The organism is Stenotrophomonas sp. YJH_SMC_94-11, assembly GCF_059370435.1.
On the sequence record NZ_JCAFTR010000004.1, the window covers coordinates 268,377 to 291,992 of the forward strand.

At 66.5% G+C, this 23,616-nt stretch carries 23 protein-coding genes; 16 read left to right on the forward strand and 7 right to left on the reverse strand.

From position 1 onward, the window contains the following. Window position 1: 1 nt before the first annotated feature. Window positions 2–487 carry a TspO/MBR family protein gene (locus AC5P74_RS10065; protein ID WP_235648142.1) on the forward strand — a complete coding sequence of 162 codons (486 nt, stop codon included), beginning with the start codon at window positions 2–4 and terminating at the stop codon, window positions 485–487. Between the two features lie 16 nt (window positions 488–503). Here the strand turns inward: AC5P74_RS10065 and AC5P74_RS10070 are convergent, their stop codons facing one another. Beyond that, on the reverse strand, window positions 504–797 hold the full coding sequence (locus AC5P74_RS10070) for a hypothetical protein (protein ID WP_235648141.1): 294 nt from the start codon (window positions 795–797) through the stop codon (window positions 504–506). A gap of 127 nt (window positions 798–924) precedes the next feature. Between AC5P74_RS10070 and AC5P74_RS10075 the strand changes: the two genes are divergently transcribed. The 4 genes from AC5P74_RS10075 to AC5P74_RS10090 all read left to right on the forward strand — a co-directional run bounded on the left by AC5P74_RS10075 (window position 925) and on the right by AC5P74_RS10090 (window position 6,724). Next, a complete protein-coding gene (locus AC5P74_RS10075) occupies window positions 925–1,512 on the forward strand; it encodes a biliverdin-producing heme oxygenase (protein ID WP_329843520.1) in 588 nt (195 codons plus the stop codon). A 115-nt stretch (window positions 1,513–1,627) separates the two neighbouring features. Further along, entirely contained in the window at window positions 1,628–3,868 is a 2,241-nt protein-coding gene (locus tag AC5P74_RS10080; protein WP_346607210.1) for an ATP-binding protein, read from the forward strand. Further along, window positions 3,865–4,332 (forward strand): response regulator, encoded by a 468-nt coding sequence (locus AC5P74_RS10085; protein ID WP_049414761.1) that lies wholly within the window; start codon window positions 3,865–3,867, stop codon window positions 4,330–4,332. Before AC5P74_RS10080 ends, AC5P74_RS10085 begins: the two co-directional genes overlap by 4 nt. After that, window positions 4,325–6,724: a response regulator gene (locus AC5P74_RS10090; protein ID WP_495204909.1), complete on the forward strand. Its 2,400-nt coding sequence runs from the start codon at window positions 4,325–4,327 to the stop codon at window positions 6,722–6,724. Before AC5P74_RS10085 ends, AC5P74_RS10090 begins: the two co-directional genes overlap by 8 nt. A 2-nt stretch (window positions 6,725–6,726) precedes the next feature. Here the strand turns inward: AC5P74_RS10090 and AC5P74_RS10095 are convergent, their stop codons facing one another. From AC5P74_RS10095 to AC5P74_RS10105, 3 genes are read right to left on the reverse strand one after another with little or no spacing between them, the layout of a single operon-like run. Further along, entirely contained in the window at window positions 6,727–7,419 is a 693-nt protein-coding gene (locus AC5P74_RS10095) for a Rossmann-fold NAD(P)-binding domain-containing protein (protein WP_206620799.1), read from the reverse strand. A 13-nt stretch (window positions 7,420–7,432) separates the two neighbouring features. Beyond that, the gene (locus AC5P74_RS10100) at window positions 7,433–8,107 is read right to left on the reverse strand and encodes a ChrR family anti-sigma-E factor (RefSeq protein ID WP_346607208.1); all 675 of its coding nucleotides are present in this window, start codon (window positions 8,105–8,107) and stop codon (window positions 7,433–7,435) included. After that, window positions 8,104–8,727, reverse strand: a complete 624-nt coding sequence (locus AC5P74_RS10105) for a sigma-70 family RNA polymerase sigma factor (protein WP_053496654.1) — start codon at window positions 8,725–8,727, stop codon at window positions 8,104–8,106. The genes AC5P74_RS10100 and AC5P74_RS10105 overlap by 4 nt, the downstream gene beginning before the upstream one ends. Before the next feature lie 131 nt (window positions 8,728–8,858). On the opposite strand from AC5P74_RS10105, the gene AC5P74_RS10110 reads away from it, so the two are divergent. The 11 genes from AC5P74_RS10110 to AC5P74_RS10160 all read left to right on the forward strand — a co-directional run bounded on the left by AC5P74_RS10110 (window position 8,859) and on the right by AC5P74_RS10160 (window position 20,199). After that, window positions 8,859–9,626: a hypothetical protein gene (locus AC5P74_RS10110; RefSeq protein ID WP_206620798.1), complete on the forward strand. Its 768-nt coding sequence runs from the start codon at window positions 8,859–8,861 to the stop codon at window positions 9,624–9,626. A gap of 81 nt (window positions 9,627–9,707) precedes the next feature. Then, complete coding sequence (locus AC5P74_RS10115; RefSeq protein WP_053496655.1) at window positions 9,708–10,658, forward strand: acyl-CoA desaturase; 951 nt, start codon at window positions 9,708–9,710, stop codon at window positions 10,656–10,658. Window position 10,659: 1 nt separating this feature from the next. Beyond that, window positions 10,660–11,937, forward strand: a complete 1,278-nt coding sequence (locus AC5P74_RS10120) for an NAD(P)/FAD-dependent oxidoreductase (RefSeq protein ID WP_329843515.1) — start codon at window positions 10,660–10,662, stop codon at window positions 11,935–11,937. Next, the gene (locus AC5P74_RS10125; RefSeq protein WP_053496657.1) at window positions 11,934–12,701 is read left to right on the forward strand and encodes a DUF1365 domain-containing protein; all 768 of its coding nucleotides are present in this window, start codon (window positions 11,934–11,936) and stop codon (window positions 12,699–12,701) included. Before AC5P74_RS10120 ends, AC5P74_RS10125 begins: the two co-directional genes overlap by 4 nt. Then, window positions 12,698–13,957 carry a class I SAM-dependent methyltransferase gene (locus tag AC5P74_RS10130; RefSeq protein ID WP_346607207.1) on the forward strand — a complete coding sequence of 420 codons (1,260 nt, stop codon included), beginning with the start codon at window positions 12,698–12,700 and terminating at the stop codon, window positions 13,955–13,957. The genes AC5P74_RS10125 and AC5P74_RS10130 overlap by 4 nt, the downstream gene beginning before the upstream one ends. Window position 13,958: 1 nt before the next feature. Continuing rightward, window positions 13,959–14,504 carry a DUF2878 domain-containing protein gene (locus AC5P74_RS10135; protein ID WP_065196725.1) on the forward strand — a complete coding sequence of 182 codons (546 nt, stop codon included), beginning with the start codon at window positions 13,959–13,961 and terminating at the stop codon, window positions 14,502–14,504. Continuing rightward, window positions 14,501–15,286, forward strand: coding sequence for a DUF1295 domain-containing protein (locus AC5P74_RS10140; protein WP_346607206.1), 786 nt, complete (start codon window positions 14,501–14,503; stop codon window positions 15,284–15,286). Before AC5P74_RS10135 ends, AC5P74_RS10140 begins: the two co-directional genes overlap by 4 nt. Continuing rightward, a complete protein-coding gene (locus AC5P74_RS10145; RefSeq protein ID WP_346607205.1) occupies window positions 15,283–16,356 on the forward strand; it encodes an SAM-dependent methyltransferase in 1,074 nt (357 codons plus the stop codon). Before AC5P74_RS10140 ends, AC5P74_RS10145 begins: the two co-directional genes overlap by 4 nt. Before the next feature lie 8 nt (window positions 16,357–16,364). Beyond that, window positions 16,365–16,898 (forward strand): lipocalin family protein, encoded by a 534-nt coding sequence (locus AC5P74_RS10150; protein WP_346607204.1) that lies wholly within the window; start codon window positions 16,365–16,367, stop codon window positions 16,896–16,898. A 308-nt stretch (window positions 16,899–17,206) separates the two neighbouring features. After that, on the forward strand, window positions 17,207–17,833 hold the full coding sequence (locus AC5P74_RS10155; protein WP_053496660.1) for a response regulator transcription factor: 627 nt from the start codon (window positions 17,207–17,209) through the stop codon (window positions 17,831–17,833). Beyond that, entirely contained in the window at window positions 17,830–20,199 is a 2,370-nt protein-coding gene (locus AC5P74_RS10160; RefSeq protein WP_495204910.1) for an ATP-binding protein, read from the forward strand. Before AC5P74_RS10155 ends, AC5P74_RS10160 begins: the two co-directional genes overlap by 4 nt. Here the strand turns inward: AC5P74_RS10160 and AC5P74_RS10165 are convergent. The 3 genes from AC5P74_RS10165 to fusA form a co-directional block, all read right to left on the reverse strand. After that, window positions 20,156–20,911, reverse strand: coding sequence for a SapC family protein (locus tag AC5P74_RS10165; RefSeq protein ID WP_346607203.1), 756 nt, complete (start codon window positions 20,909–20,911; stop codon window positions 20,156–20,158). The two genes, AC5P74_RS10160 and AC5P74_RS10165, sit on opposite strands and share 44 nt — an antisense overlap. Window positions 20,912–21,021: 110 nt before the next feature. Further along, entirely contained in the window at window positions 21,022–21,294 is a 273-nt protein-coding gene (locus AC5P74_RS10170) for a hypothetical protein (protein ID WP_005409616.1), read from the reverse strand. 252 nt (window positions 21,295–21,546) lie between these two features. After that, the gene (gene fusA, locus AC5P74_RS10175; protein WP_053496663.1) at window positions 21,547–23,583 is read right to left on the reverse strand and encodes an elongation factor G; all 2,037 of its coding nucleotides are present in this window, start codon (window positions 23,581–23,583) and stop codon (window positions 21,547–21,549) included. Window positions 23,584–23,616 lie beyond the last annotated feature (33 nt).

Here is a 23,616-nt window from a genome sequence, read left to right on the forward strand (position 1 = left end):
TATGAAGCGGAGTTCACAGGTTTCCGGATTTCTGGGATGGGTGGCAATCACTTTCGTCGCGGCCACGCTGGGGGCATGGGCGTCCACGTCCGCGGCAAGCTTCTACGCTACCCTCACGCTTCCGGCATGGGCGCCACCGGCCAGCGTCTTTGGTCCGGTGTGGACGCTGCTCTACGCCATGATGGCGGTTGCCGCGTGGCTGGCCTGGCGCGAACGTGGCTGGCGCGGGGCACGACCCGCGCTGCTGCTCTATCTGGTGCAGTTGGCCGTCAACGCACTGTGGAGCTGGCTGTTCTTCGGCTGGAAGCTGGGCGCGCTTGCCTTCGCCGACATTCTTGTATTGATCGTGTTGGTGTGCGCGACGATCGTCGCGTTTGCGCGTAGCCGCCCGGCCGCGGCGGTGCTGCTGCTTCCCTACCTAGCCTGGATCCTGTTCGCCTCGGCGCTCAACTTCGCCGTCTGGCGGGCCAATCCAGGGCTGCTGTGACACGCGGATCCAGCGTTCATGCCTGGGCCGCGGCCTGTGGGCGCCAGGTCCGCAGCAGGGCCGGCTTGAACGCCTGCTGCCCGCAACCGGTGGGGCACCGCACCACCCGCGCTGCAGTATGGCTGACCAGGCCCTGCCCTTCTTCTGCCTTGAAGATCGTCTCGCAGGAAAGGCAACGCGCTACCAGCGAGTACAGGTGCAGCAGCCGGCCACTGGCTGGATCCTGCAGTGCATCCACATCCAGCAATTCAAATTGGCAGCTGTCAGGAAGCATACGGTACTGGGGCGCGGGTGCGGTCTGCAGGTTCACGGGCGTGGCATCTGTTGGAATTGCAGTCACCGTAGGGCAGCCGCTGTCTAGCTGGCGTGCAGCGCAGATGTGCTGGCCGCGAAACCTGCACCGGTCTCTGCATCGAAATCTGCTAGGGTGCGCGCCGATGCCTACATCCACATTGCCAGCACAACCCGATCACCCCATTGCCCTCAGCGCCGCCCTGAAAGCGCACACCCGAGCGGCCCACGATCGCCTCGACCAGCACCTGTTGCAGCAACACATCTTCGCGTCGCGCCAGCGTTACCTCTGCTTCCTGCGCGTGCAATGGCACTTCCATAGCACTGTTGCGCCGCTGTACCGGATGCAGGATCCGGGCGCGACCCGCTTGCCGCTGATCGAGGAGGATCTTCGCGACCTCGGCGCTTCCATGCCGGCACCCCATGCCTGGCAACCGCAGCCGCATGTGTTCTCGAAAGCGACCGTTCTGGGCTGGCGCTACGTGGCGGAGGGCTCGACGCTGGGGGCGGCCGTGCTGTTGAAGATGGCCGCTGCGTTGCAGCTTCATGCCGGATACGGAGCGCGCCACCTGCGCCCTTCCAACCTCGGTGTGGCCGAATACTGGAGACGCGAGCGGGAGGAACTGGATGCCCTCGTTTTAAGTGGCCAGGAGCGCGCGCAGGCATGCAGGGGCGCGACAGACGCCTTCCAGTTCATCCGTCGCTGCGTAGATGAAGAATTCAGGTTCGAATGAAAGGCCCTTCACACTCACGTGGTGGTATGCGGCGGCACGCTTTTGCTTCACCATCCATGCACACCGGATGCAGTGCTGGGCCGTTCCAGCCATCCACGAATCATGAGTCCCGCCCTTGACGCCTCCTGCCGAATCCGCGCACGACACTGCCCTGTCCCGTTGCGCGCGCGAACCGATCCACACCCCCGGCGCGATCCAGCCCTACGGTGTGCTTCTGGTCGTTGAACCGCAGTCCCTGCAGGTACGCGAGCGCGCCATCAGCCACCCCGGGCTGCTGAAACAGTTCGGCGAACCGTTGATGCAGCACGTCAGTGAAGTGCTGGGCGGCGTGCTGGCACCGTTCCAGGGCGTGTTGCAACAGGCGACGGTGGGCAGCAGCGCGCATGTCGGTGCCGTGCACCTGGATGGGCACGGCCGCCATCAGCTGCTGGTGCACCGCTCCGCCACGGATCTTCTGGTCGAGCTGGAGGCGCCGGTTCCCGGCCAGCCCGGCTCGCTGGAAGAACTGTATCCAGCCATCCGCGAGCTGATGACCGGCATTGAATCGGCAGCGACGGTGGAAGACCTGTGCAGGCTTGGGGCCGCGCACATGCGGCGGCTCACCGGCTTTGACCGCACCCTCGTCTATCAATTCGATCCCGGCTGGAATGGCATCGTGGTGGCCGAAGATGGCAATGGCCTGTTGCCGTCCTACCTGGACTTGCGCTTCCCCGAGTCGGACATTCCCGCACAGGCCCGCGAACTGTACCGCCGGAACCGGGTGCGCCTGATCGCGGACAACAACTATACCCCTACCCCGCTGATGCGGGCCGAAGACCACCGCGAGGCGCCACCGACCGACCTGAGCCTGGCCGTGCTGCGCAGCGTGTCCCCCGTGCATCTTCAGTACATGCGCAACATGGGGACCGGGGCGTCGATGTCGGTGTCACTGGTACATGAGGGGCGGTTATGGGGCCTGGTGTCCTGCCACACCGTGCAGCCACGCCGCCTGCCCTACCACGTGCGTACCGCCTGCGAGTTCATGGGCCAGATCCTGTCGCTGCAGATTGCACTGAAGGAGCGCGCGTTCGCGATTGAAGAACGCGTCGCGCGTCGCTCGATACTGGTCAAGCTGCTGGGCCGCATGGCCGGCGACGAAGAATTCATGGCGGCCCTGCGCCAGGACGAAGGCAGCCTGCTGTCGCTGACCGGCGCGGCCGGGGCTGCCATCGTGCACAAGGGCGACTGCATGCGCGTGGGTGAGTGCCCGCCCGCCAGCGACGTGCTGGCCCTGGCCGATTGGCTGGCTACCCGGCAGGCCGGCCAGGAAACCTACTGCACCGACCACCTTGCCGCCGACTGGTCGCCTGCCGCGCACCTGGCCGATGTAGCCAGCGGCCTGCTGGCAGTGTCCATTTCGCAGCTGCATGACAGCTACCTGATGTGGTTCCGGCCGGAGGTGGTGCGAACCGTGCGCTGGGGGGGAGACCCCCGCAAGACCGCAGCGCCCGGCGTCGCACTTTCCCCGCGGAGCTCCTTCGACGCCTGGAAAGAGACCGTGCGGCAGCGCAGCCTGCCGTGGACCGACGCCGACTGCGATGCGGCACACGAGATGCGCACGGCCATCGTCGATATCGTGCTGCGCAAGGCCGAGGAGATGGCGGAACTGAACGAGCAGCTCCTGCGCAGCAACAAGGAACTGGAAGCCTTTTCCTATTCGGTCAGCCACGACCTGCGCGCCCCCTTCCGCCACATCGTGGGCTATTCGGAGCTGCTTGGCAGCTCGGCGGGCGACCGCCTCAACGAGACCGAGCGCCGCTTCCTGGATACGATCGTCGATTCGGCAAAGTCCGCCGGCACACTGGTGGATGACCTGCTCAGCTTCTCGCAGATGGGACGCTCCACGCTGGGGCGGGTGCGGCTGGACATGGCTGCGCTGGCCGAGGACGTGCGCCGGAGTCTGGCGCTGGATTACGCCGGCCGCGACGTGCAGTGGACGCTCGCGCCGCTGCCGGAGGTGGAAGCCGACCCGACGATGCTTCGCCTGGTCTGGCAGAACCTGCTGGGCAACGCGATCAAGTTCACCCGCGAGCGCGAGCACGCGATGATCGAGATTGGGCACGACTGCAGCGACGCCGAAGATCACTTCTTCGTGCGCGACAACGGCTGCGGCTTCGACATGCGTTACGTCGACAAGCTGTTCGGCGTGTTCCAGCGCCTGCATCACGTCGAAGAGTTCGAAGGCACCGGCATCGGCCTGGCCAACGTGCGCCGCATCATCGGCCGCCATGGCGGCCGTACCTGGGCCGAGGGCGAGCCCGGCAAGGGCGCCACCATTCACTTCACCCTACCCCGCTCCACAGGAGAACACCCATGAGGGACCTGCGGCCGATCCTCCTGGTGGAGGACAGCCCCAAGGATGCAGAGCTGACGATGGCCGCGCTTGCGCGCTGCCAGCTGCTCAACGATGTCATCCATGTACGCGACGGCGCCGAAGCGCTGGACTACCTGCGCTGCGAAGGCAAGTTTGCCGGCGCCATGCACGGCGGCCCGGTGGTGGTGCTGCTGGACCTCAAGCTGCCCAAGGTCAATGGCCTTGAAGTACTGGAACAGGTGCGCGGCGATGCGAATCTGAGCAGCACGCCGGTGGTGATGCTGACCTCCTCGCGCGAAGAGCAGGACCTGGTGCGCAGTTACGAGCTGGGGGTCAACGCATTCGTGGTCAAGCCGGTCGACTTCAAGGAATTCTTCGACGCCATCCAGGGCCTGGGCATGTTCTGGGGCATCACCAACCAGCCACCACCCCATCGGCCCAACGGTTCGGGGCAGCGCAATGCGTGATGGATCGCGCCGCAGCGAGCGCCTGCGCATCCTCATGCTGGAGGACAGCGCGCTTGATGCGGAGCTGATCAGCGCCCAGCTGCAGCGTGCCGGCCTCGATTTCGAGGCTGAGCGCCTGTGGACCCGAAACGCGTTCATCGAGGCCATCGAGAACCGCCCGTTCGACGTGATCCTCGCCGATCATGTCCTGCCAGGCTTCGATGGTGACGCAGCACTTGCCCTGGCGCGCGAGCGCGTGCCGCAGACGCCTTTCATCTTTGTTTCCGGCACCCTGACCGAGGAACTGGCGGTACAGGCACTCACGCGCGGCGCCCGCGACTACGTGGTGAAGCAACGCCTGCAACGCTTGCCCGACGCCATCCGCCGCGCTCGCCAGGAGGCGCACGAGCGCACCCAGCTGGCCAATGCGCAGGCCGCGCTGAACGAAAGCCAGGCCCAGCTGCAGCAGGTCACCGATGCCGTCCCGGCGCTGATCGCCCAGTTGGACAAGGACCATCGCTACCGGTTTGCCAACAAGGCGTTCCTGGACTGGCATGGATTCAGCCTTGCAGAACTGCTGGGTCGGCCGGCTCGGGATGTCAGCGGCATATCCGCCTTCGAGCACGCCCTGCCCAGCCTGGAACGCGTACTGCAGGGGGAGCGAACCCGCTTCCAGGTCGAACTGATCCATCGCAGTGGCGAATCACGATTCGTTCAGATGGACTGCGTGCCTGAGCATGCCGCCGATGGCAGCGTGGCCGGGTATATCTGCCTGGGCAGCGACGTTTCGCTGCTGAAGCAGGCCGAGCTGGCCCTGCGCGAAGACAACCAGCTGCTTGAGCAGCAGGTACAGGCACGCACGGCCGAGTTGCGCGCCAGCAAGCGGCGCCTGCAGGCGATCTTCGAATCCAGTTTCCAGCACCAGGTGCTGCTGGATCTGTCCGGACGCGTGGTCGATGCCAATGACGCGTCACTGGCCGCGGTGCTGGGAGACAAGAAGGACGTCGTTGGCCAACGCTTCGCCGAATCGGTCTGGTTCGGCACCACCGAGGGCATCAGCGCGCTGATCGATCGGGCCGTGGCCGCAGCCGTACAGGGCCGCAGTTCACTGCATGCGCTGGAACTGGAACTCCCGACCGGGCGGCGCAGCTTCGATTTCTCGTTCCGTCCACTGCTCGATACGGAAGGGGGGGTCACCGCTGTGGTCTCCGAGGCCGTGGAAACCACCGCGCGCGTGCAGGCTGAGCATGCGCTGCGCCAGTCACAGAAAATCGAGGCGGTCGGCCAGCTCACCGGCGGCATCGCACATGATTTCAACAACATCCTGACGGTCATATCCGGCAACATCGAGCACGCCATGCTGCTCAGCGAGCGCGCGGGCGAACCCGGAGCGATGGTGAGCCGTGCGCTGGACAATGCACTGAAGGGTGTCGGCCGTGCCGCCAGCCTGACCCAGCGTCTGCTGGCATTTGCCCGCCGCCAGCCGCTGCGCAGCCAGGCCGCCAACCTCAACGAGCGCCTGCTGGACATGCACGACATGCTGCAGCGTGCGCTGGGTGAGCTGGTGCAGTTGGAGATCCGCAGCGCCGAGGACATCTGGTGTGTCGAGATCGACGTCAGCCAGCTGGAGGCCTCCGTACTGAACCTGGCGGTGAATGCCCGCGATGCGATGCCGCACCGCGGCCGGCTGGTGATCGAGGTCGACAACAGCCACCTCGACCACGACTACGCTGCGCTGTTCCCGGATGCGACGCCGGGCGAGTACGTGATGCTGCGGGTGCGTGACAACGGCCACGGCATGGATGCAGCGACGCTTGCCCGGGTCTTCGAACCCTTTTTCACTACCAAGCAGGTTGGCCGTGGCACCGGCCTGGGCCTGTCGATGGTGCACGGGTTCGTCAAGCAGTCAGGCGGCCACGTACTGATCGATTCGGTGGAAGGCGGCGGCACCAGTATCACCATGATGTTCCCGCGCTCACCGCTGGCCCTGCCCTCCGAAGCGCGCACCCCGCAGACCGGCCTGGCGGGCTACTCGCCGCGCGAGGAAACCATCCTGGTGACCGAGGACAATGACGATGTCCGCGCCCACACGGTGGATGCACTGCGGCTGCTGGGCTACCGGGTGTTGGAAGCCCACGACGGCCCCTCCGCACTGCGGCTGCTGGAACGCCCTGATACCAAGGTGGACCTGCTGTTCTCTGACGTGGTGATGCCCGGCATGTCGGGCTGGGAGCTGGTGCGTGAAGTCCGTGAACGCTGGCCGGAAGTCGCCGTCCTGTTCACGTCGGGCTATCCGCGCGATCACGACCAGGTGGGCAGTCAGGGACGGGCCGTTGCACTGCTGCCGAAGCCGTTTACCCGCAGTGACCTGGCGACTGCGGTGCGCACCGCGCTGGAGACGGTGCCACACTGAGATCAGGACGCCGGATCGCGCGCGCCGGCAGCGATCCGGTTGATGTCCGCGCATTCCACCGTGCCCGGCGGATGCTCCCGCCCGGCCAGTGCGATCATCGCCTGGCCCAGCGCCAGATTGCTGGTCATCAATGACGGCGCAACGGCGCCGGCCAGCTTCATCAACGGCGCGCCACCCCAGTACAGGGGCTTGAGCAAGCCGTGACGCGTGCCGGTTCCCGGCACCGGCCGGACGCCCCCCGGGCGCAGCATCACCGAGCGCATCGGCAGGGCCTGCAATGCCACCTCGGTCTCGCCCTTGATCCTCAACGGCATCAATCTGCTCTGTGGATCCGCGCCGGCACCGGATACATACAGGAAACATCCCTCGGGATTCGCAGTTGCCCAGGCGCGGGCCACCGCCAGCGTGATGTCCCGGGTCACGCGTCGATACTCGGCCTCAGCCGTGCCGACCGGTGGCGCACCGGCACAGTAGAAGCATGCGTCGAACCCGGCCAGTTCATCCGAGCGCCCCTGGATATGCAGGAAGTCAGGAACAACCAGCTCCCTACCCGCTCCGCTGAGGCTGCCCGGGCGCCGCACCAGCGCGGCCAGATGGCCGACCTGCGGCGAGCGCTGGCAGGCCAACGCCACGCCCTGCCCGACCAGGCCCGAGGCACCGGTCAACAGAATCCTCAACGCACTTTTCCCGGTCATGGTCGCAGCCACGCTAGAGTTTCACGAAACGCTGGATCTTCCGCGCCAACCAGCCACTGAACACCAACGGCGCGTCCAGCGCTGAAACGCAGATGCAGGGAACACCCGGAGCAGTTACCGGTTGATGCTCTACCTCCTCATCCAGGTCCGCCACGTCGCCCGGCGCGAACAGCCCCAGCGCGTCGTTGTACGAGCCCCGCAGGATCTGGGTCAGTTCGCTGCGGCCATGGCTGTGCATCGGCAGGCACTTGCCCGGGGCAATCTTCAGCATGATCAGCGAGGGCATCTGCTCCGCCCTGATGCAGTGCACGCCGGGCGCCATCCAGCGCCAGCGCAGGGCACTGAGCGAAGCGCCGAAGTAAGGATGCAGCGCGGCAGGCAGATGATCCGGATCGGCCTCGGGCCGCTCCCTCGGCACAGGGCGCCTGGTTCCGGCGATGGCGCTCGGCACTTCCGAGGCCAACTGCATCAGCATGGCCTCGCGCAACTGCTCGCGACGCGCATCGGCTGCGGGCGATTGGGTCTGCTCCAGCAGCACCGAGCCGATCGCCTCGGCATCGCGCAGGCGCTGGCGGCAGTGAGGGCACTGCTCAAGGTGGGCACCGGCCACGATGCTCAACGGCGCCGGCAGCGCGCCGGCGGCATAGCTCATCAGCGTGGATTCGTGCAGGTGGTGGTGCGGATTCACAGCGCACCTCCCACTTTGGCCTGCAGTTGCAGGAACGCACGTCGCAGGTGTGACTTTACCGTTCCCAGCGGCATGCCCAGCGCCTGGGCAATCTCGCTGTGGCTCTTCGCCTCGAAATAGGACATCCGCACCAGCCTCGCCTGCACGGCAGGCAGCTCGTTGATGCGCTGGCGAAGGCGCGCCTGGTCGGCGAACTGCTCGGCGCTGCTGCGCTCGATCATCTCCACGGCAGCGGCGTCTTCCACCGCTGCCTGCACCTGCATCCAGCTGCGCTCGCGACGGATGCGGTCGATATGCAGGTTTCGCGCGATCCGGTACAGCCAGGTACTCAGCGCGCCTTGGGCCGCATCATACTCGGCCGCCCGCAACCACAGGCGCAGCAGGCACTCCTGCGCCATTTCCTCGGCCACGGCGTCGGGTGCCCCCAGGCCACGCAGATACACGCACAGCCGCGGCATGAAGTAGTCATAGATCCGCATGAAACAGTCGCGGTCGCGCAGCCGCGCCACACTGTCCATGTCATCGGCCCAGTTCGTCGGCTCGCTGCTGGGCTGCTGGGAACTGGACACGGTGCGTGCGGTATCGAAGTTGAGGAGGGTGCTGGCAGCGTCAGGGTACATCTGCGTGAGCGGCGGGCAGGTGAAGGTCTGTCCTCTCTACGCGCAGGGGCGGCCATTGGATGCAGCAGGCACTGTGCATCCAAGCAGCCGCGCCCGCCGTATGACCTGAGCCTCCCTACCGGATGAACACCATGCGCACTGCCTGGCTGCTGCTGTGCCTGCCCCATGCCGCGCTGGCGGCGCCCTGGCTGCGCAACGAGGGCGTGGCCACCTCGGCGCAGGGCGATCTGCTCTATCGTGAAGTGCACTGGCGGCGCGGCCCATCGGAGGGTGCCGAGCGCTGGGTGCTCTATCAGTGCCCGGATGGCCGCCCCTTCGCCCGCAAGCATCTGCCGGCCAGCGCCCGCCCGCTGGCCCGGGGCTATTCGCTGCAGGACAGCCGTAGTGGGCAAACCGCTGACGTCGACGCCAGTGGCGAGTCGGTGTCCATCGCCTGGAAAGAAGATGCCGCCAGTGAGCTGCGTCATCGTCGGCTTGAGCTGGCTCCGGATGCGGTGATCGACACGGGCTTCGACGCCGCGGTGCGCCAGCATTGGCCAGCGCTGCTGCGAGGTGAACGCATCAGTCTGCCTTTCCTGGTGCCGGGGCGGCAGCGCTTCTTCCCGGTGCAGGTGCGGCACACCGGCCCGGTTCGCTGGCAGGGCATCGACGCCCAGGCCATCGAGGTCAGTCTGGACACCTGGTACGGCGGCATCGCGCCGCGCCTGTCGCTGGTCTATGCCAGCACCGACCGCCGCCTGCTGGAATTCCGCGGAACCAGCAACCTGCGCGATACCCGCGGCACCTACCCACAGGTCACGGTGCGCTTCAGCTCGCCGGTGGCCGAGCGGTCCGCCAACGAATGGCAACAGGCCTGGACGCAACCCCTGGTCGGGCGCTGCAGCGTGATGCCCAAGTGAAGCCGAAATTCTCCACAGCCGGCCGCATCCATTGCGCGCACTGCTGCGTAGAGGAAGACACGACACCCGCCGAGATCCGCCATGGCCTCTGTAGCGCCCCTCCCCCGCCGACGCTGGCGCCTGCTGCGCACCCTGAAGCGCTGGGTCGACACCGGCAGCGCTGCAGACCACGCCGCTGGCGAGCCCGGACGCATCGACTGGCTGCGCGCCGTACCGTTCGCGTTGATGCACCTGGCCTGCATCGCGGTGATCTGGGTAGGTATCTCGTGGACGGCAGTGATCGTCGCCGCAGCCCTCTACGCAGTGCGCATGTTTGCGATCACCGCCTTTTACCACCGCTACTTCTCGCACCGGACGTTCCAGGCATCGCGAACGGTGCAATTCGTGTTCGCGGTGATCGGCGCGTCCAGCGTGCAACGTGGGCCGCTGTGGTGGGCGGCCCACCATCGCCATCACCATCGGCATGCCGACCAACCGCTGGACCCGCACTCGCCGCGCGAAGGCGGCTTCTGGCGCAGCCACATGGGCTGGTTCCTCACCCGCGAGGCATTCGCCACGGATCTATCGCGCGTGCCTGACCTGGCGCGCTTCCCGGAGCTGCGCTGGCTGGACCGCTTCGATACGGCGGTGCCGGTACTGCTGGCCGCTGCGCTGTACGCACTCGGCGCCGGCCTGGAGCGCTGGGCGCCCGGGCTGCACACCTCTGGTCCGCAGTTGCTGGTGTGGGGCTTCTTCATCTCCACCGTGGTGCTGTTCCACGCCACCGTCACCATCAACTCGCTGGCCCATCGTTTTGGCCGGCGGCGCTTCGAGACCCGCGACGACAGCCGCAACAACCTCTGGCTGGCGCTGCTTACCTTCGGCGAGGGCTGGCACAACAACCACCATTTCTTCCCCGGCACCGTCCGCCAGGGGTTCCGCTGGTGGGAGATCGACCTGACCTGGTACGGGCTGCGCGCAATGGCGGCCATGGGCCTGGTGAAGGGGCTCAAGCCCATCCCCGAGTGGGTACTGGCCAAGGCGAGGTACTGACATGCGCATCGCGATCATCGGCTCCGGCATTGCCGGCCTGGCCAGTGCCTGGTGGCTGGACGGCGAACACGAAGTGACGCTGTTCGAGGCCAACGATTACCTGGGCGGACATACCCACACCCATGACGTGCAGGTGGACGGCACGCGCATGGCGGTGGATACCGGTTTCATCGTGTTCAATCCCCTGCACTACCCACTGCTGACGGCACTGTTCGAAGAACTGGGTGTGGCCTCGCAGCCGACCACCATGAGCTTCTCCATGCACAGCGAGCGAAGTGGCGTCGAGTACAACGCCACTTCGCTGGATGGCCTGTTCTGCCAACGTCGCAATCTGGTTTCGCCACGTTTCTGGGGAATGCTGGCCGACCTGCGCCGGTTCTACCGGGATGCGCCGCTGCTGCTGGCGGAAGACGAAGGCCCGACACTGGGCCAGTACCTGCGCAGCCAGCGCTACGGCACCGCTTTCATCGACGAGCACCTGCTGCCGATGGCTTCGGCACTGTGGTCGTCACCGACCGCCACGGTCATGCAGTTCCCGGCCCGCTACCTGGCCCAGTTCATGGCCAACCACCAGATGCTGCAGATGACCGGGCGCGCACCCTGGCGGGTAGTCAGCGGTGGCTCGGCACGCTATGTCGATGCCCTTCGCGCCCGCTGGCGGGTGCGCGAGCGGCTGGAATGCCCGGTTCACTCGGTCGAACGCATGCCGTGGGGCGCGCGCGTGCACAGCGCGGCGGGCGTGGAGGGTTTCGACGAGGTCATCATGGCATGCCACAGCGACCAGGCGCTTGCCCTGCTGCGTGACGCCGATCCGGCCGAACGCGAAGTGCTCGGCGCCATCCGCTACCAGCCCAACGAAGCAGTACTGCATACCGATGCATCGTTGCTGCCGCGCAACCGCAAGGCATGGGCTGCATGGAATGCACACGTTCCCAGGGATCCAGGCGCGCCCTGTACGGTCAGCTATTGCATGAACCTCCTGCAGGGCCTGCCCGGTGACACCCCGCTGGTCGTGACCCTCAACCGCAGCGAGGCGATCGACCCGGCCAAGGTGCTGCGCAGGCTGCACTATGCCCACCCGGTGCACGATCATGCCGCTATCCGTGCCCAGCAGCGCTGGGCAGAGCTGCAGGGCCGCCGCCACACCTGGTTCGCGGGCGCATACTGGGGCTGGGGCTTCCACGAAGACGGCATCCGCAGCGCCCGCCGCGTGGTGGACGCGATGCGCGAGTGCGCCGCGCACCGTGACAGCGTTGTACCCGGCGAGGTGGCAGCGTGAGTGCCAGCGCACTCTACTTCGGGCAGGTGATGCACCGACGGCATCATCCGCAGCCCCACGCATTCCGCTATCCGATCGCGCAGCTGCTGCTCGATCTTGACGAGCTGGAGACCGTGTTCGCCGGGCGCTGGCTGTGGTCGGTCAATCGCCGCAACCTGGCCGAGTTCCGCCGCAGCGACTACTTCGGCAATCCCGCACAACCACTGGCCGATGCGGTGCGCGACCGTGCCGCGTCCACCCTGGGCTATCGGCCTACCGGCCCGGTACGCCTGCTCACCCATCTTCGCTTCGCCGGGCACGTATTCAACCCGGTCAGCTTCTACTACTGCTACCAGTCCGATGGCAGCACCCTGGACTGCATCGTCGCCGAGATCACCAATACGCCTTGGAAGGAACGGCACGCCTATGTGCTGCCAGTCGCCACGGCCACCCACGAAGGCGCCTCGCTGCGCTGGCGGTTCGACAAGCGCTTCCATGTCTCACCGTTCATGCCGATGGATTGCCACTACGACTGGCGGTTCAACTGCCCGGATGATGATCTGCGCGTGCACATGCAGGTCTGGCGCCAAGGCGTTCGCCAGTTTGATGCCACCCAGACAATGCAGCGGCACGCGCTGGATGGCCGCGGGCTGGCCCGGGTCCTGGCCTGCTATCCCTTGATGACCCTGCAGGTGATGGCCGCCATCCACTGGCACGCGCTGCGGCTGTGGCTGAAGCGCAACCCCGTGCATGACCACCCTGCCCTTGCCGAGAAACCGCGATGAACTCGATGACTCCCCTGGTCGCCCTGCCGCGTCCCGGCGCCTTGGATGCCTTCCTGCGCCGCCGCCTGCTGGAACAGCTTGCCCCCATGCGCGACGGCCGCCTGTGCGTGCGTGATGCACTCGGCGACGTCTGGCTGGGCGAAGCCCATGGCGAACTGCAGGTGACCGTCACCATCGATGACCCGGCGTTCTACCGCAAGGTTGCAGCGCAAGGTAGCGTGGGCGCAGGTGAAAGCTACATCCAGGGCGAATGGCACTGCGATGACCTGGTGGCGCTGATCCGGCTGCTGGTGCGCAATCGCGACCTGCTCGACGGCATGGAGCGCGGCCCGGCCCGCGTGGGTGGCTGGCTGCTGCGCGGCTGGAACCGCCTGCGCCGCAACAGCCGTGAAGGCAGCCGCCGCAACATTGCCGCGCACTACGACCTCGGCAACGACTTCTTTGCCCTGTTCCTGTCGCCGGACCTGATGTATTCCTCCGCCCTGTTCGACACAGAAGACGAGTCGCTGGAATCCGCCTCCCGGCGCAAGCTGGACCGCATCTGCCAGCAGCTCCAGCTCAAGCCGGGCGATCGCGTGGTGGAGATCGGCACGGGCTGGGGTGGTTTTGCGCTGCACGCGGCGCAGCACTACGGCTGCCACGTCACCACCACCACCATCTCCGCCGAGCAGCACGCGCTGGCTGCCCAGCGCGTGCAGGCGGCCGGCCTGCAGGACCAGGTCACGCTGCTGATGCAGGACTACCGCGACCTGCAGGGCCAGTTCGACAAGCTGGTGTCGATCGAGATGATCGAAGCCATCGGCGCAGAATACCTGGACACCTACATGGCCACGCTGCAGCGCCTGCTCAAGCCTGATGGCGTTGCCCTGCTGCAGGCCATCACCATCGAGGACCATCGCTACGAGCAGGCCCGGCGCAGCGTCGACTACATCAAGCGCTATGTGTTCCCCGGCAGCTTCATTCCGTCGATCAACGCGATCATGGCCGCCAAAACGCGGTCCAGCGACCTGCAGCTGATCGCCCAGCAGGACTTCGGCCACTCCTACGCGCTGACCCTGCGCGCTTGGCGCCAGCGCTTCCTCGCCCGGTTGCCCGACGTGCAGGCGCAGGGCTTCGATACGCGCTTCTGCCGCCTGTGGGAGTTCTACCTGGCCTACTGCGAGGGCGGCTTCCTGGAGCGCTCGATCGGGGTCTCCCATCTGCTGATGGCGCGCCCGGGGCATCGCCCGGGCGCCTCATCGGGCCAAGGCAGCTGAGATGCGCAGGTTCTGGCCCAATCTGCTTGGCAACCAGCTGGTCTGGCTGTGCGCCGTAGCCGGCGCAGGGCGCGGCTGGCAGTGGCCGGCGTTGCTGGCAGCCTCTCTCTACATCGGCAGCCAGCTGCTGACGTCGCCGCAACCACGGCTGGATCTTCGGTTGATGGTGTTGGCACTGGCCTGCGCATGGCTGGTCGACGCCAGTGCTGCCGCCAGCGGCACCGTGCGCTACGCCGCCGCCCCGCTGGGCTGGGTGCCGCCTCCCTGGATCATGGCGCTGTGGGCCGCGTTCGCGATGACGCTGACCACCTCGATGCGCTTCCTGCTGCGCCACCCTGCATTGCCGGCCCTGTTCGGCCTGCTGTTGGCACCGCTGGCCTACCTCTCCGCAGCGCGCGGTTTCGATGCGGTCCGCTTCGCCGCACCCACGTGGCAGGGCCTGCTGGTGCTGGGCGCGGGCTGGTGCATCGCGCTTTCGCTGCTGTGCGTCACCGCTCGTCGCGGCTCTCGCACCACCCCGCCCTCCCTGGCCGGAGCATCGCCATGATCAATCTGCTGTGGGTACTGCTGTATGCCGTGCTGGTGATGAGCTGGGGTTGGGCCTGGCAACGCCGCCACCAGAACATCGGCGTCGTGGACGTGCTCTGGGCCAAGGGCGTGGGTGCCTCTGCCCTGCTGCTGGCGCTGCTCGGCGATGGCGCGATGTTGCCCCGGATTGCGTTGGGCCTGCTCGGCGGCCTGTGGGGCAGCCGGTTGGCGCTGCACCTGTGGCGCCGGGTCCGTAGCGAACCCGAAGACGGGCGCTACCGCTATCTGCGCGAACACTGGCAGAGCCACCAGGGCAAGATCTTTGGCTTCTTCATGGCGCAGGCGCTGCTGGTCGTGCTGTTCGCCCTGCCCTTCGTTGCGGTGGCAGCCAATCCCCATGCTGGCCTGACACCGTGGACAGTCGCCGCAGCCCTGGCCTGGCTGCTGAGCGTCGGCGGCGAGAGCCTGGCCGACCGCCAACTCGCGCGTTTCCGCGCCGACCCGGTGAACAAGGGCCGCACTTGCCGCGAAGGGCTCTGGCGTTATTCACGCCACCCCAACTACTTCTTCGAGTGGTTGCACTGGTTCACCTATGTGCTGCTTGCCGTCGGCTCCCCCCTGTGGTGGCTGGCGTGGGCCGGGCCGCTGCTGATGTATCTGTTCCTGCGCTATCTCAGCGGTATCCCCTTCACCGAGAAGCAGGCGTTGCGCAGCCGCGGCGACGACTACCGTGCCTACCAGCGCAGCACGCCTATGTTCTTTCCCTGGTTCCCCCGTTCTTCCAAGGAGCATTCCGCATGAGCGCGATCCCGTCACTGAATCCGGCCGAAGATCCGGAAACCGGGCTGATCGCCTGGGCCGAACGCGGGCTGGTTCCCGATGCGGCGCTGCGTGCCGGCATCCGGCGCCTGTGCGCGCAACGCCTGCATGAGGAATCGGCGGGAGGTATCGAGGCACAGTCCGCGCGCTTCAGCCGTCGCATCGCAGAACTGACCGACAGTCCGCTCGCATTGCATACCGACGCGGCCAACCGCCAGCACTACGAAGTTCCCGCGGCATTCTTCCAGGCCTGCCTGGGCAAGCGGCTGAAGTACAGCAGCTGCTACTACCCCACCGGGCGCGAAACGCTGGACCAGGCCGAGGAGGCGATGCTGGAACTGTATGGCCAGCGTGCCGGACTTGCCGACGGCCAGCAGATTCTCGAACTGGGCTGTGGCTGGGGTTCGCTGACCCTGTGGATGGCCGAACGCTATCGGCAGGCCAACATCACTGCGGTGTCCAACTCGCACAGCCAGCGCCAGCACATCATGGCGCAATGCCAGGCCAGGGGCCTGCACAACGTCGAGGTACTGACTCGCGACGTCAACCAGCTTGAGCTGCCCACGGCACGCTTCGATCGCTGTGTCTCGGTGGAAATGTTCGAGCATGTGCGCAACTACCAGCGACTGCTGGCGCACATCGCGCAGTGGCTGAAGCCCGACGGTGCGCTGTTCGTGCACATCTTCGCCCATCGCACGTTGATGTACCCGTTCGAGACCGAGGGTGGCGACAACTGGATGGGGCGCCACTTCTTCACCGGCGGCCTGATGCCGGCCGCTGACACCCTGCTGCACTTCCAGCGCGACCTGCGACTCGATCAGCGCTGGCTGCTGGACGGCACCCACTACCAGCGCACCGCCGACCATTGGCTGGCCAACCAGGATGCGGCCCGCGAGGCGGTGATGCCGGTTCTGGTCGCAACCTACGGCCAGGCGGCGGCGAAGATCTGGTGGCAGCGCTGGCGCATGTTCTGGATGGCCTGCGCCGAGCTGTTCGGCTACGACGATGGCCAACAGTGGCTGGTTGCCCACTATCTGTTCCGTCCCCGTTGAGGTGTGACATGCGCATGCGCTCCCTGCTTCCCCTGCTGGCCTTGAGCCTGTTCGGTTCCGGCTGCAGTTCCAGCGATACCCGTCCCCTGCCCCGCCCGCCCTCGGTGGACGTGCCGCGCTTCATGGGCGACTGGTATGTGATCGCCCACATACCCTCATGGCCGGAGCGCGAGGCCTTCGACGCGGTTGAGAGCTATGCACTGCGGCCGGACGGGCGCATCCAGACGACCTTCACCTATCGCAAGGGCAGCTTCGACGCCCCGCAGAAGTCGATGCACCCGGTTGGGCGGGTGGAGAAGAACGGCAATGGCGCGATCTGGGGCATGCAGTTCGTCTGGCCGATCCAGGCTGAGTATGTGATTGCCTGGCTGGACGACGGCTATGGCCAGACCATCGTCGCACGCAGCAAGCGCGACTATGTCTGGTACATGGCGCGTACCCCGCACGTGTCGGACAGCGACTACCAGCACGCCGTGGAGCGCATCGCCGCCATGGGCTACGACACCGGCAGGCTCAGGCGCGTACCTCAGTCGGTGCGATAGATCGCCAACCGCCACTCGGCTCGCGGGTGACCAGGCACTTCGGCGTGACGCGTCACATTAATACCCCCTCGAAGGGTGCTGGCAGCCCTGCAACCCAGGCCACCTGTACCCAGCGAGAGCGCGCCAGGACACTGCGTCCACACGGCTTTCAACCTGACGATACGTCCAGCCCATGGATCAGCTCTTATCGATGGAGCTCATACATCGATCTTTAGGAATAGTCGTAAAAACGCAACAAATTCGATGTTCGACGCGACAGCGGCGCCAGAATGGCGGCCACGCCCACGGGCGCTGACCACCTCCCGCGCATGAATGGATTTCCTGCACCGCGCCGGCTTCGCCTGGCGCTCCTGGACGATCATGAAGTCGTCCGTCGCGGCACCGCCCTGCACCTGTCAGGCGATCTCCGGTTCGACATCGTCGCCAGCCATGGTTGCAGCGGTGCGCTGATCGACAGCCTGCACCGCTTGCCCGTGGATGTGGCCATCATCGATCTCACGCTCGCCCGTGGCGACCTGGGCGGCATCGAGCTGGTTACGCTGCTCTGTCGCGAATTCCCGCGCACACCAATGCTGGCCTTCGCCACGCTCTCTCCCACCACGAATCTCAACAGCCTGATCGATGCCGGACTCGGTGGGTTCGTCAGCAAGGCCGAACCCCTTGCGGCATTGTCCGACGCCATCGTGCGCGTCTTCCAGGGCCTGATCCGGATTCCGCCGGACGTCAGGCTGGCCGGTGATCGTGGCGAGCTCAGCCGCAACGAGCGGGAGGTACTGGAGCTGCTGCTGGAAGGCCTGACCGTATCGGAGATCGCGCTGCGCCGGCACCGCAGCATCAAGACCGTCAGCACACAGAAGGTCGCGGTGCTGCGCAAGCTGGGATTGCGCAGCGATGTGGAGATCTATGCGCTGCGTGAACGGCTGGAGTCTCCGTGAGGCGCCATGCGCCATTGCGCCCGTGCCTGCTGATCCTCGGGTTGCTGGTGCTGCTTCTCCTTCCCGCTGCGTCGGCGGAAGATATCCGGTCACCACGCTGGCTGCCGGGCAGCAGCGTGCGGGTCTCCACCGCCCCGTCCCTACGCCCCGCGCCCGCGGCGATGGCCGATCCGTCATCACCGCCGACGCTCGCCCATGGCTACGCCAACCTGGTGGCGCGTCACGCCCAACTCAGCTTCCTGGAACAGCCCTACCCGACGACCGCCGCATCAATCCTCGCTGTGTGCCATCACGAGGCCGACCTGGTCATGGTGTTTGGCGGTGCGAGACACCAGAAGCCACCCTGCCCCGACCTTGCCGCGTCCAGCCGCTTCCGGGGCGGCGCCACTCTGCTGGCAGGGCGCGCCGGCGAATGGCTGCCACGGGAGATACGCGAGCTCGACGGCCGGGTCGTAGCCGTGGTTGAAGGCGGGCCCTACGCCGGCTGGCTGCGCGCGCATCACCCTCAGATCCGGCTGCAGCCCCTGCCTGATCGGTACGCAGCATTGGCGGCAGTGCAATCCGGCGTGGCCGACGTGGCGATTGGCCTGGAATCCACGCTGCGCCCGCTGGTTCGACGCCATTTCAACGGCAGCCTGCGCCTGCAGCCATTCGACAGCGACTTCTCCACCGACCTCTACCTGCTCGTCCGCCAGGAAGACCAGCAGCTGCTTGAACGCATCGGACAGGCATTGCGGGAGATCACACTCGAGGAGCATGCGAGCCTGCTCCACCTGTGGGCAGGCCCGACCCTGCCAGCAGCGGCGGGAAACGCACTGGACTGGATGCAGGCCTCGCCCTCGCGCGGCTGGCTGTTGCTGGCCCCTCTGCTGGTCGCCCTGCTGCTGTGGCCCATGACCCGTCACCTGCGGGTACGGGGCGACCGCCGCAGCGCGCAGGCCATCGGGATGATCAGTCACGAGATGCGCAATTCTGCGCAGGCCGTACTGGCCTCGATCGAGCTGCTTGGACAATCGGCACTGCCGAAAGGCGAGCGCGATCTGCTCGCCGCTGCCAGCAGCGCCAGCCAATCCCTGCGCGGCCTGTTGAATCGCGCACTGGATTTTTCGCGTCTCGCCAGCGGCGCTTTCAGGCCGCATGCACAAGCCTGTGATGCGACCCAGCTTTGCCGGCAGGCACTGGAGGCCATTCGGCCACAGGCGCAACGGAAAGGGCTGCAACTGCATCTTGATGCCCCGGCCGAACCTTTGCCGATCATTCTGGTGGACATTGATGCGCTACGCCAGATTGCCAGCAATCTGCTGGCCAATGCGGTGAAGTTCAGTGATATCGGCGGCATCGAGCTGCGCCTGCGGCTGCTTCCAGCAGCGCGGCCGCAAGAGCTGCTGATGGAGGTGATCGACAGCGGGATCGGGATCGCGCCAGCACAGGTAGCCGAACTGTTCCAGCCTTTCCGTCAAGGCAGCGACGGGCATCAGCGTGGTGGTAGTGGCCTCGGGCTTTCCATTGCACGCGAGCTGGCGCGTGCGATGGGAGGCGATCTGACCGTGCACAGCGTCCTCGGTCGCGGCAGCCGCTTCATCCTGCGCCTGCCGGTGTGCACAGCTGACTCTGCCGAGAGTGTCCGGGACATGCCCGTGGAGGGCACGCCACTGGCCGGGCTGCAACTGCTGCTGGTGGAGGACCACGCACTCAATCGCCACGTCATTGCTGAACAGTTGCGGCGCTGGGGCGCCGAGGTATGTGCCCTGGAAGATGCGGCCAGCGCGCTGGCCGAACAGATACGCCACCCCCGCCCTGCCGCGTTGATCGACATCGGGCTGCGTGGCATCGATGGCTACGCATTGGCACGCGAACTGCGCGCCCGTAACGGGCATCCGCTCCGCCTGATCGCCTTGTCCGCCCGCACCGGGCGAGGTCACCACGCACGTTGCCGTCGCTCGGGTTTCGATGCGGTGCTGGCCAAGCCGTTGCGCGCCGCCGAACTGCTCGCTGCTCTGGGCATTCCGGCGCTGGGGAGCCTGGACGCGCTTGAGCCGGCGACTGAAATGGACGCGGCCTACAGCGCCGACATCTGCGATGAACTCAGCAGGATCGAGCGGATTGTCGATCATGCGGACGCATCGGCGCTCGGTCATCACGCGCACCGATTGCAGGGCGCACTACAGATGCTGGGTCAATGCGAGCACGCCGCCGTCGCGGCCGAGCTGGTCGATCTGGCGCAGGACGCCACGCCGGACTGGACCGACGCACGTCGCCTGCTGGGCGTACTGCAGGCCGGACAGGGCGCCCGCGTCGCGGGAACCCTGCCCAACCCCTTGATCACGCGGCCAGACGCTCGACCTGGCGACGGGTCAGGTCATTGAAGCGACCCAGCGACATCAGGTGCTGGTGGATCAGTGCCAGCCAGCCACTGCGGTGCCACTCGACCACGGTTGCTTCCGGCAGCGCCACGAACTTCTCGACGTCCACGACCAGGAAGCCGTTGAGGTTGAACTCCCGGCCATCCGGGATACGCACGGTGGCGTTGCGCTCCACCAGCAGGCCGTTGTCGACCAGGGCCTTGGAGAAGGCCTGGGTCTGTTCGTGTTCGCGGGTGTACTGGCCGCAGAATTCCAGGGCCTGCTGCACCATCTCGGTCGCCTTGCCGTCAACGAACAGCGGCTGGCCTTCCTCGCCCCCGTTGACCACGCGCGGGCTCTCTTCGTCGATGCCCAGCAGGAAATCATTCTCCGCACCGGTGTCGATGAAGATGAAGGGGTGGCGGCGCAGGTAGGCGGGAATGTAGGCCTCGTCTTCCCACAGGCCATCCTTGATGAACAGGTTCTGGTCGGACACGCCCACGGCAGCCATCGGAACCGCGCTCGGGCCGGCAAACAGGATCGGGAAGTGGTGCAGGGCCAGCGAGAACTCGCCCAGCACCAGCGGAATGGCATTGTTGCCGGCGGCGAACTCCAGCTTGCCCGGCAGGATGCGCAGATCGGCATGCACATCGGCCTGCAGCGGCACCGGGCGGGTATAGAACAGGGGGGCGCCGCTCGGCGCCGCTTCGGTGGTGGTGTCGCTGGTGGTGGTCATGTTGGGAACCGTTCGATCATGCGCGCCTGCCATCCCGGGCACGCCAGCGGGAACAACCTGAATCCCGCATTATCAACAAGCTCGATGACAACGGCCACCCCATCGGCGAACTATTTCAGCTGCAGGGGGTAGCGCTGCCAGAGTACGTGGACCAGGAAACCGGCCAGCTCGGTGTCGCGGGCACTGACCGCCGCACGGATCTTGTCCAGCAGCACCATGTCGCTGCAGGAACGCACGTCGGCATGATTGGCCTGCCCTGCCCTGCGCGCACGATAGCGCGCCGCCCGCTGCGCATCGCTCATCGCGTACCCGAACTTGGGCGGACGACCGCGCTTGCGCGGCAGGGTCAGCTCCAAGGTTCCGGGGTCTTTGTCATCACGCATGAGAGGGGTGCGGGCGGCGGCGAGCAACGGGGGGTGCGCAATTTATCGTGAGGCATCACTTTAATCCAGCATTTTCTACAGATTTGTTGCGATGCAGCGCCAATGTTGCCGTGTCGGTGCGGATCCATCCACGCATGGCGTGGATCTACTGCAGAGCTCGCGACCCGGTCACCCGGTAGATCCACGCCATGCGTGGATACGGAAACCCGAACAAAAAAATGGGAGCCCGCGAACGGGCTCCCCTCACCTTGCCTATGCCGCGCGTACTGGCTCATAGCCGTGCAGGTGCGCCTCACTGCTGGCCCGCCCCTGGCTGAGCGAACGCAGCGAGGTGGTGTAACCCACCAACTGCGCCAGTGGCGCGAAACCACTGACCTCGGCACGACCGTCCTGGTCCTCGATGCGGGCGATGCGGCCATGGCGCCGGTTGAGGTCGCCGACCACATCACCCACCGACGCCGACGGCGAATGCACCGTCACCGCCATCACCGGCTCCAGCAGCTGCGTGCCACCCTCGGCCAGCGCCGCCTTGATCGCCTCGGCGCCTGCGCGATGGAATGCCATCTCCGAAGAGTCCTTGGCATGGGTCTGGCCATCGACAAGACTGACCTCGATGCCGACCACCGGATGTCCCTGCGGACCTTCCGACAGCGCAGCACGCACGCCCTTTTCCACCGCCGCGATGAAGCTGCGCGGCACCACGCCACCGACGATGCGGTCGTTGAACACGACAAGGTCGTCGTCGCGCGGCGTCACATCCAGCACCACGTGCGCGAACTGGCCCTGGCCACCGGTCTGCTTGACCAGCCGCCCGACGACACCGGTCATCGGGCGCATCGGCGTCTCCTGGTAGGCCACGCGTGGCGCACCTACGGCCACGTCGACCTTCCATTCGCTGCGCAGGCGCTCGACCATCACTTCCAAGTGCAGCTCGCCCATGCCCCAGACCAGGGTTTCACCCGTTTCCCGGTCCGTTTCCACACGGAACGAGGGGTCTTCCTGGGCCAGGCTGGCCAGTCCCTGCGCCATCCGGATCAGGTCCGCCGCACGCGCCGGCTCCAACCGCCAGGCCAGCACCGGCGCCTGGGCCTGGATGTTCTCCAGCCGCAGCGGCTGCGCACGGCTGCTCAGCGTCTCGCCACTGACCGCATCCTTCCAGCCCAGTACCGCGACGATGTCACCGGCCACGGCCTGCTCGATGTCATGGGTCTGGTCGGCCTGCACCCGCACCAGGCGACTGACACGCCGCCCCTGCGGATGCTGCGAACTGGCCACCGCGTCGCCCACCTTCAAGGTGCCCGAGTACAGCCGCACAAAGCTCAACGCGCCGTGCTGCTGGTGGGTGATCTTGAACAGCAGGCCCGCCAGTGGACCGTCCGGATCCGGCGGCAGCATCACCTCGCCCTCATCGCTTTCGGCGCTGACAGCAGGGCGATCCAGCGGCGACGGCAGGTAATCGACCACGGCATCCAGCAGCGTCTCGATGCCCTTGTCCTTGAACGCAGCACCGGCCAGTACAGGCACGCCTGCACCTGCCAGCGTCGCCCGCCGGATCGCCGCGCGCAGCATATCGGCACCAATCACGCGACCTTCCAGCCAGGCATCGGCCAGTTCTTCGTCATGATCGGCCACAGCTTCGACCAGCGCATCGCGCTGGGCCTGCCATTGGGCGCGCGCCGCTTCGTCCCACGGGGTCACCGTGGTTGCGCCGCCCTCCTGCCACTGCAGCACGCGCTCATCGACCAGATCGACCCAGCCATTGAAGCCGCTTTCGCTGCCCAACGGCACGCCCAGCGCCCACGGCCGCGCGCGCAGCTTGTCCTGCAGCTGCTCCAGCACGCGCTCAAACGAAGCGCCTATGCGGTCCATCTTGTTGACGAAAGCGATCAGCGGCACGCGATGGCGACGCGCCTGGCGCCACACCGTCTCGGACTGCGGCTGCACGCCGTCCACGGCCGAGAAGACGGCCACGGCACCGTCGAGCACGCGCAGTGAACGTTCGACTTCGATGGCGAAATCGATGTGGCCGGGGGTATCGATCAGGGTCAATCGATGCGCCGGCAGGTCGCGCGGTGCCCACTGCGCCTGCACGGCAGCCGCGCCAATGGTGATGCCACGTTCGCGCTCGATCGCCGAGAAGTCGGTGGTCGCATTGCCGTCGTGCACTTCGCCGACGCGATGGATTTCGCCGCTTTTCCACAGCAGGCGTTCGGTCAGCGTGGTCTTGCCGGCATCGATGTGGGCAATGATGCCAAGGTTGCGACGGCGGGAAAGGACTTGGGTGTTCATGAGAAAGGTTCCTGCAAAGCCAACTTCGGGGGC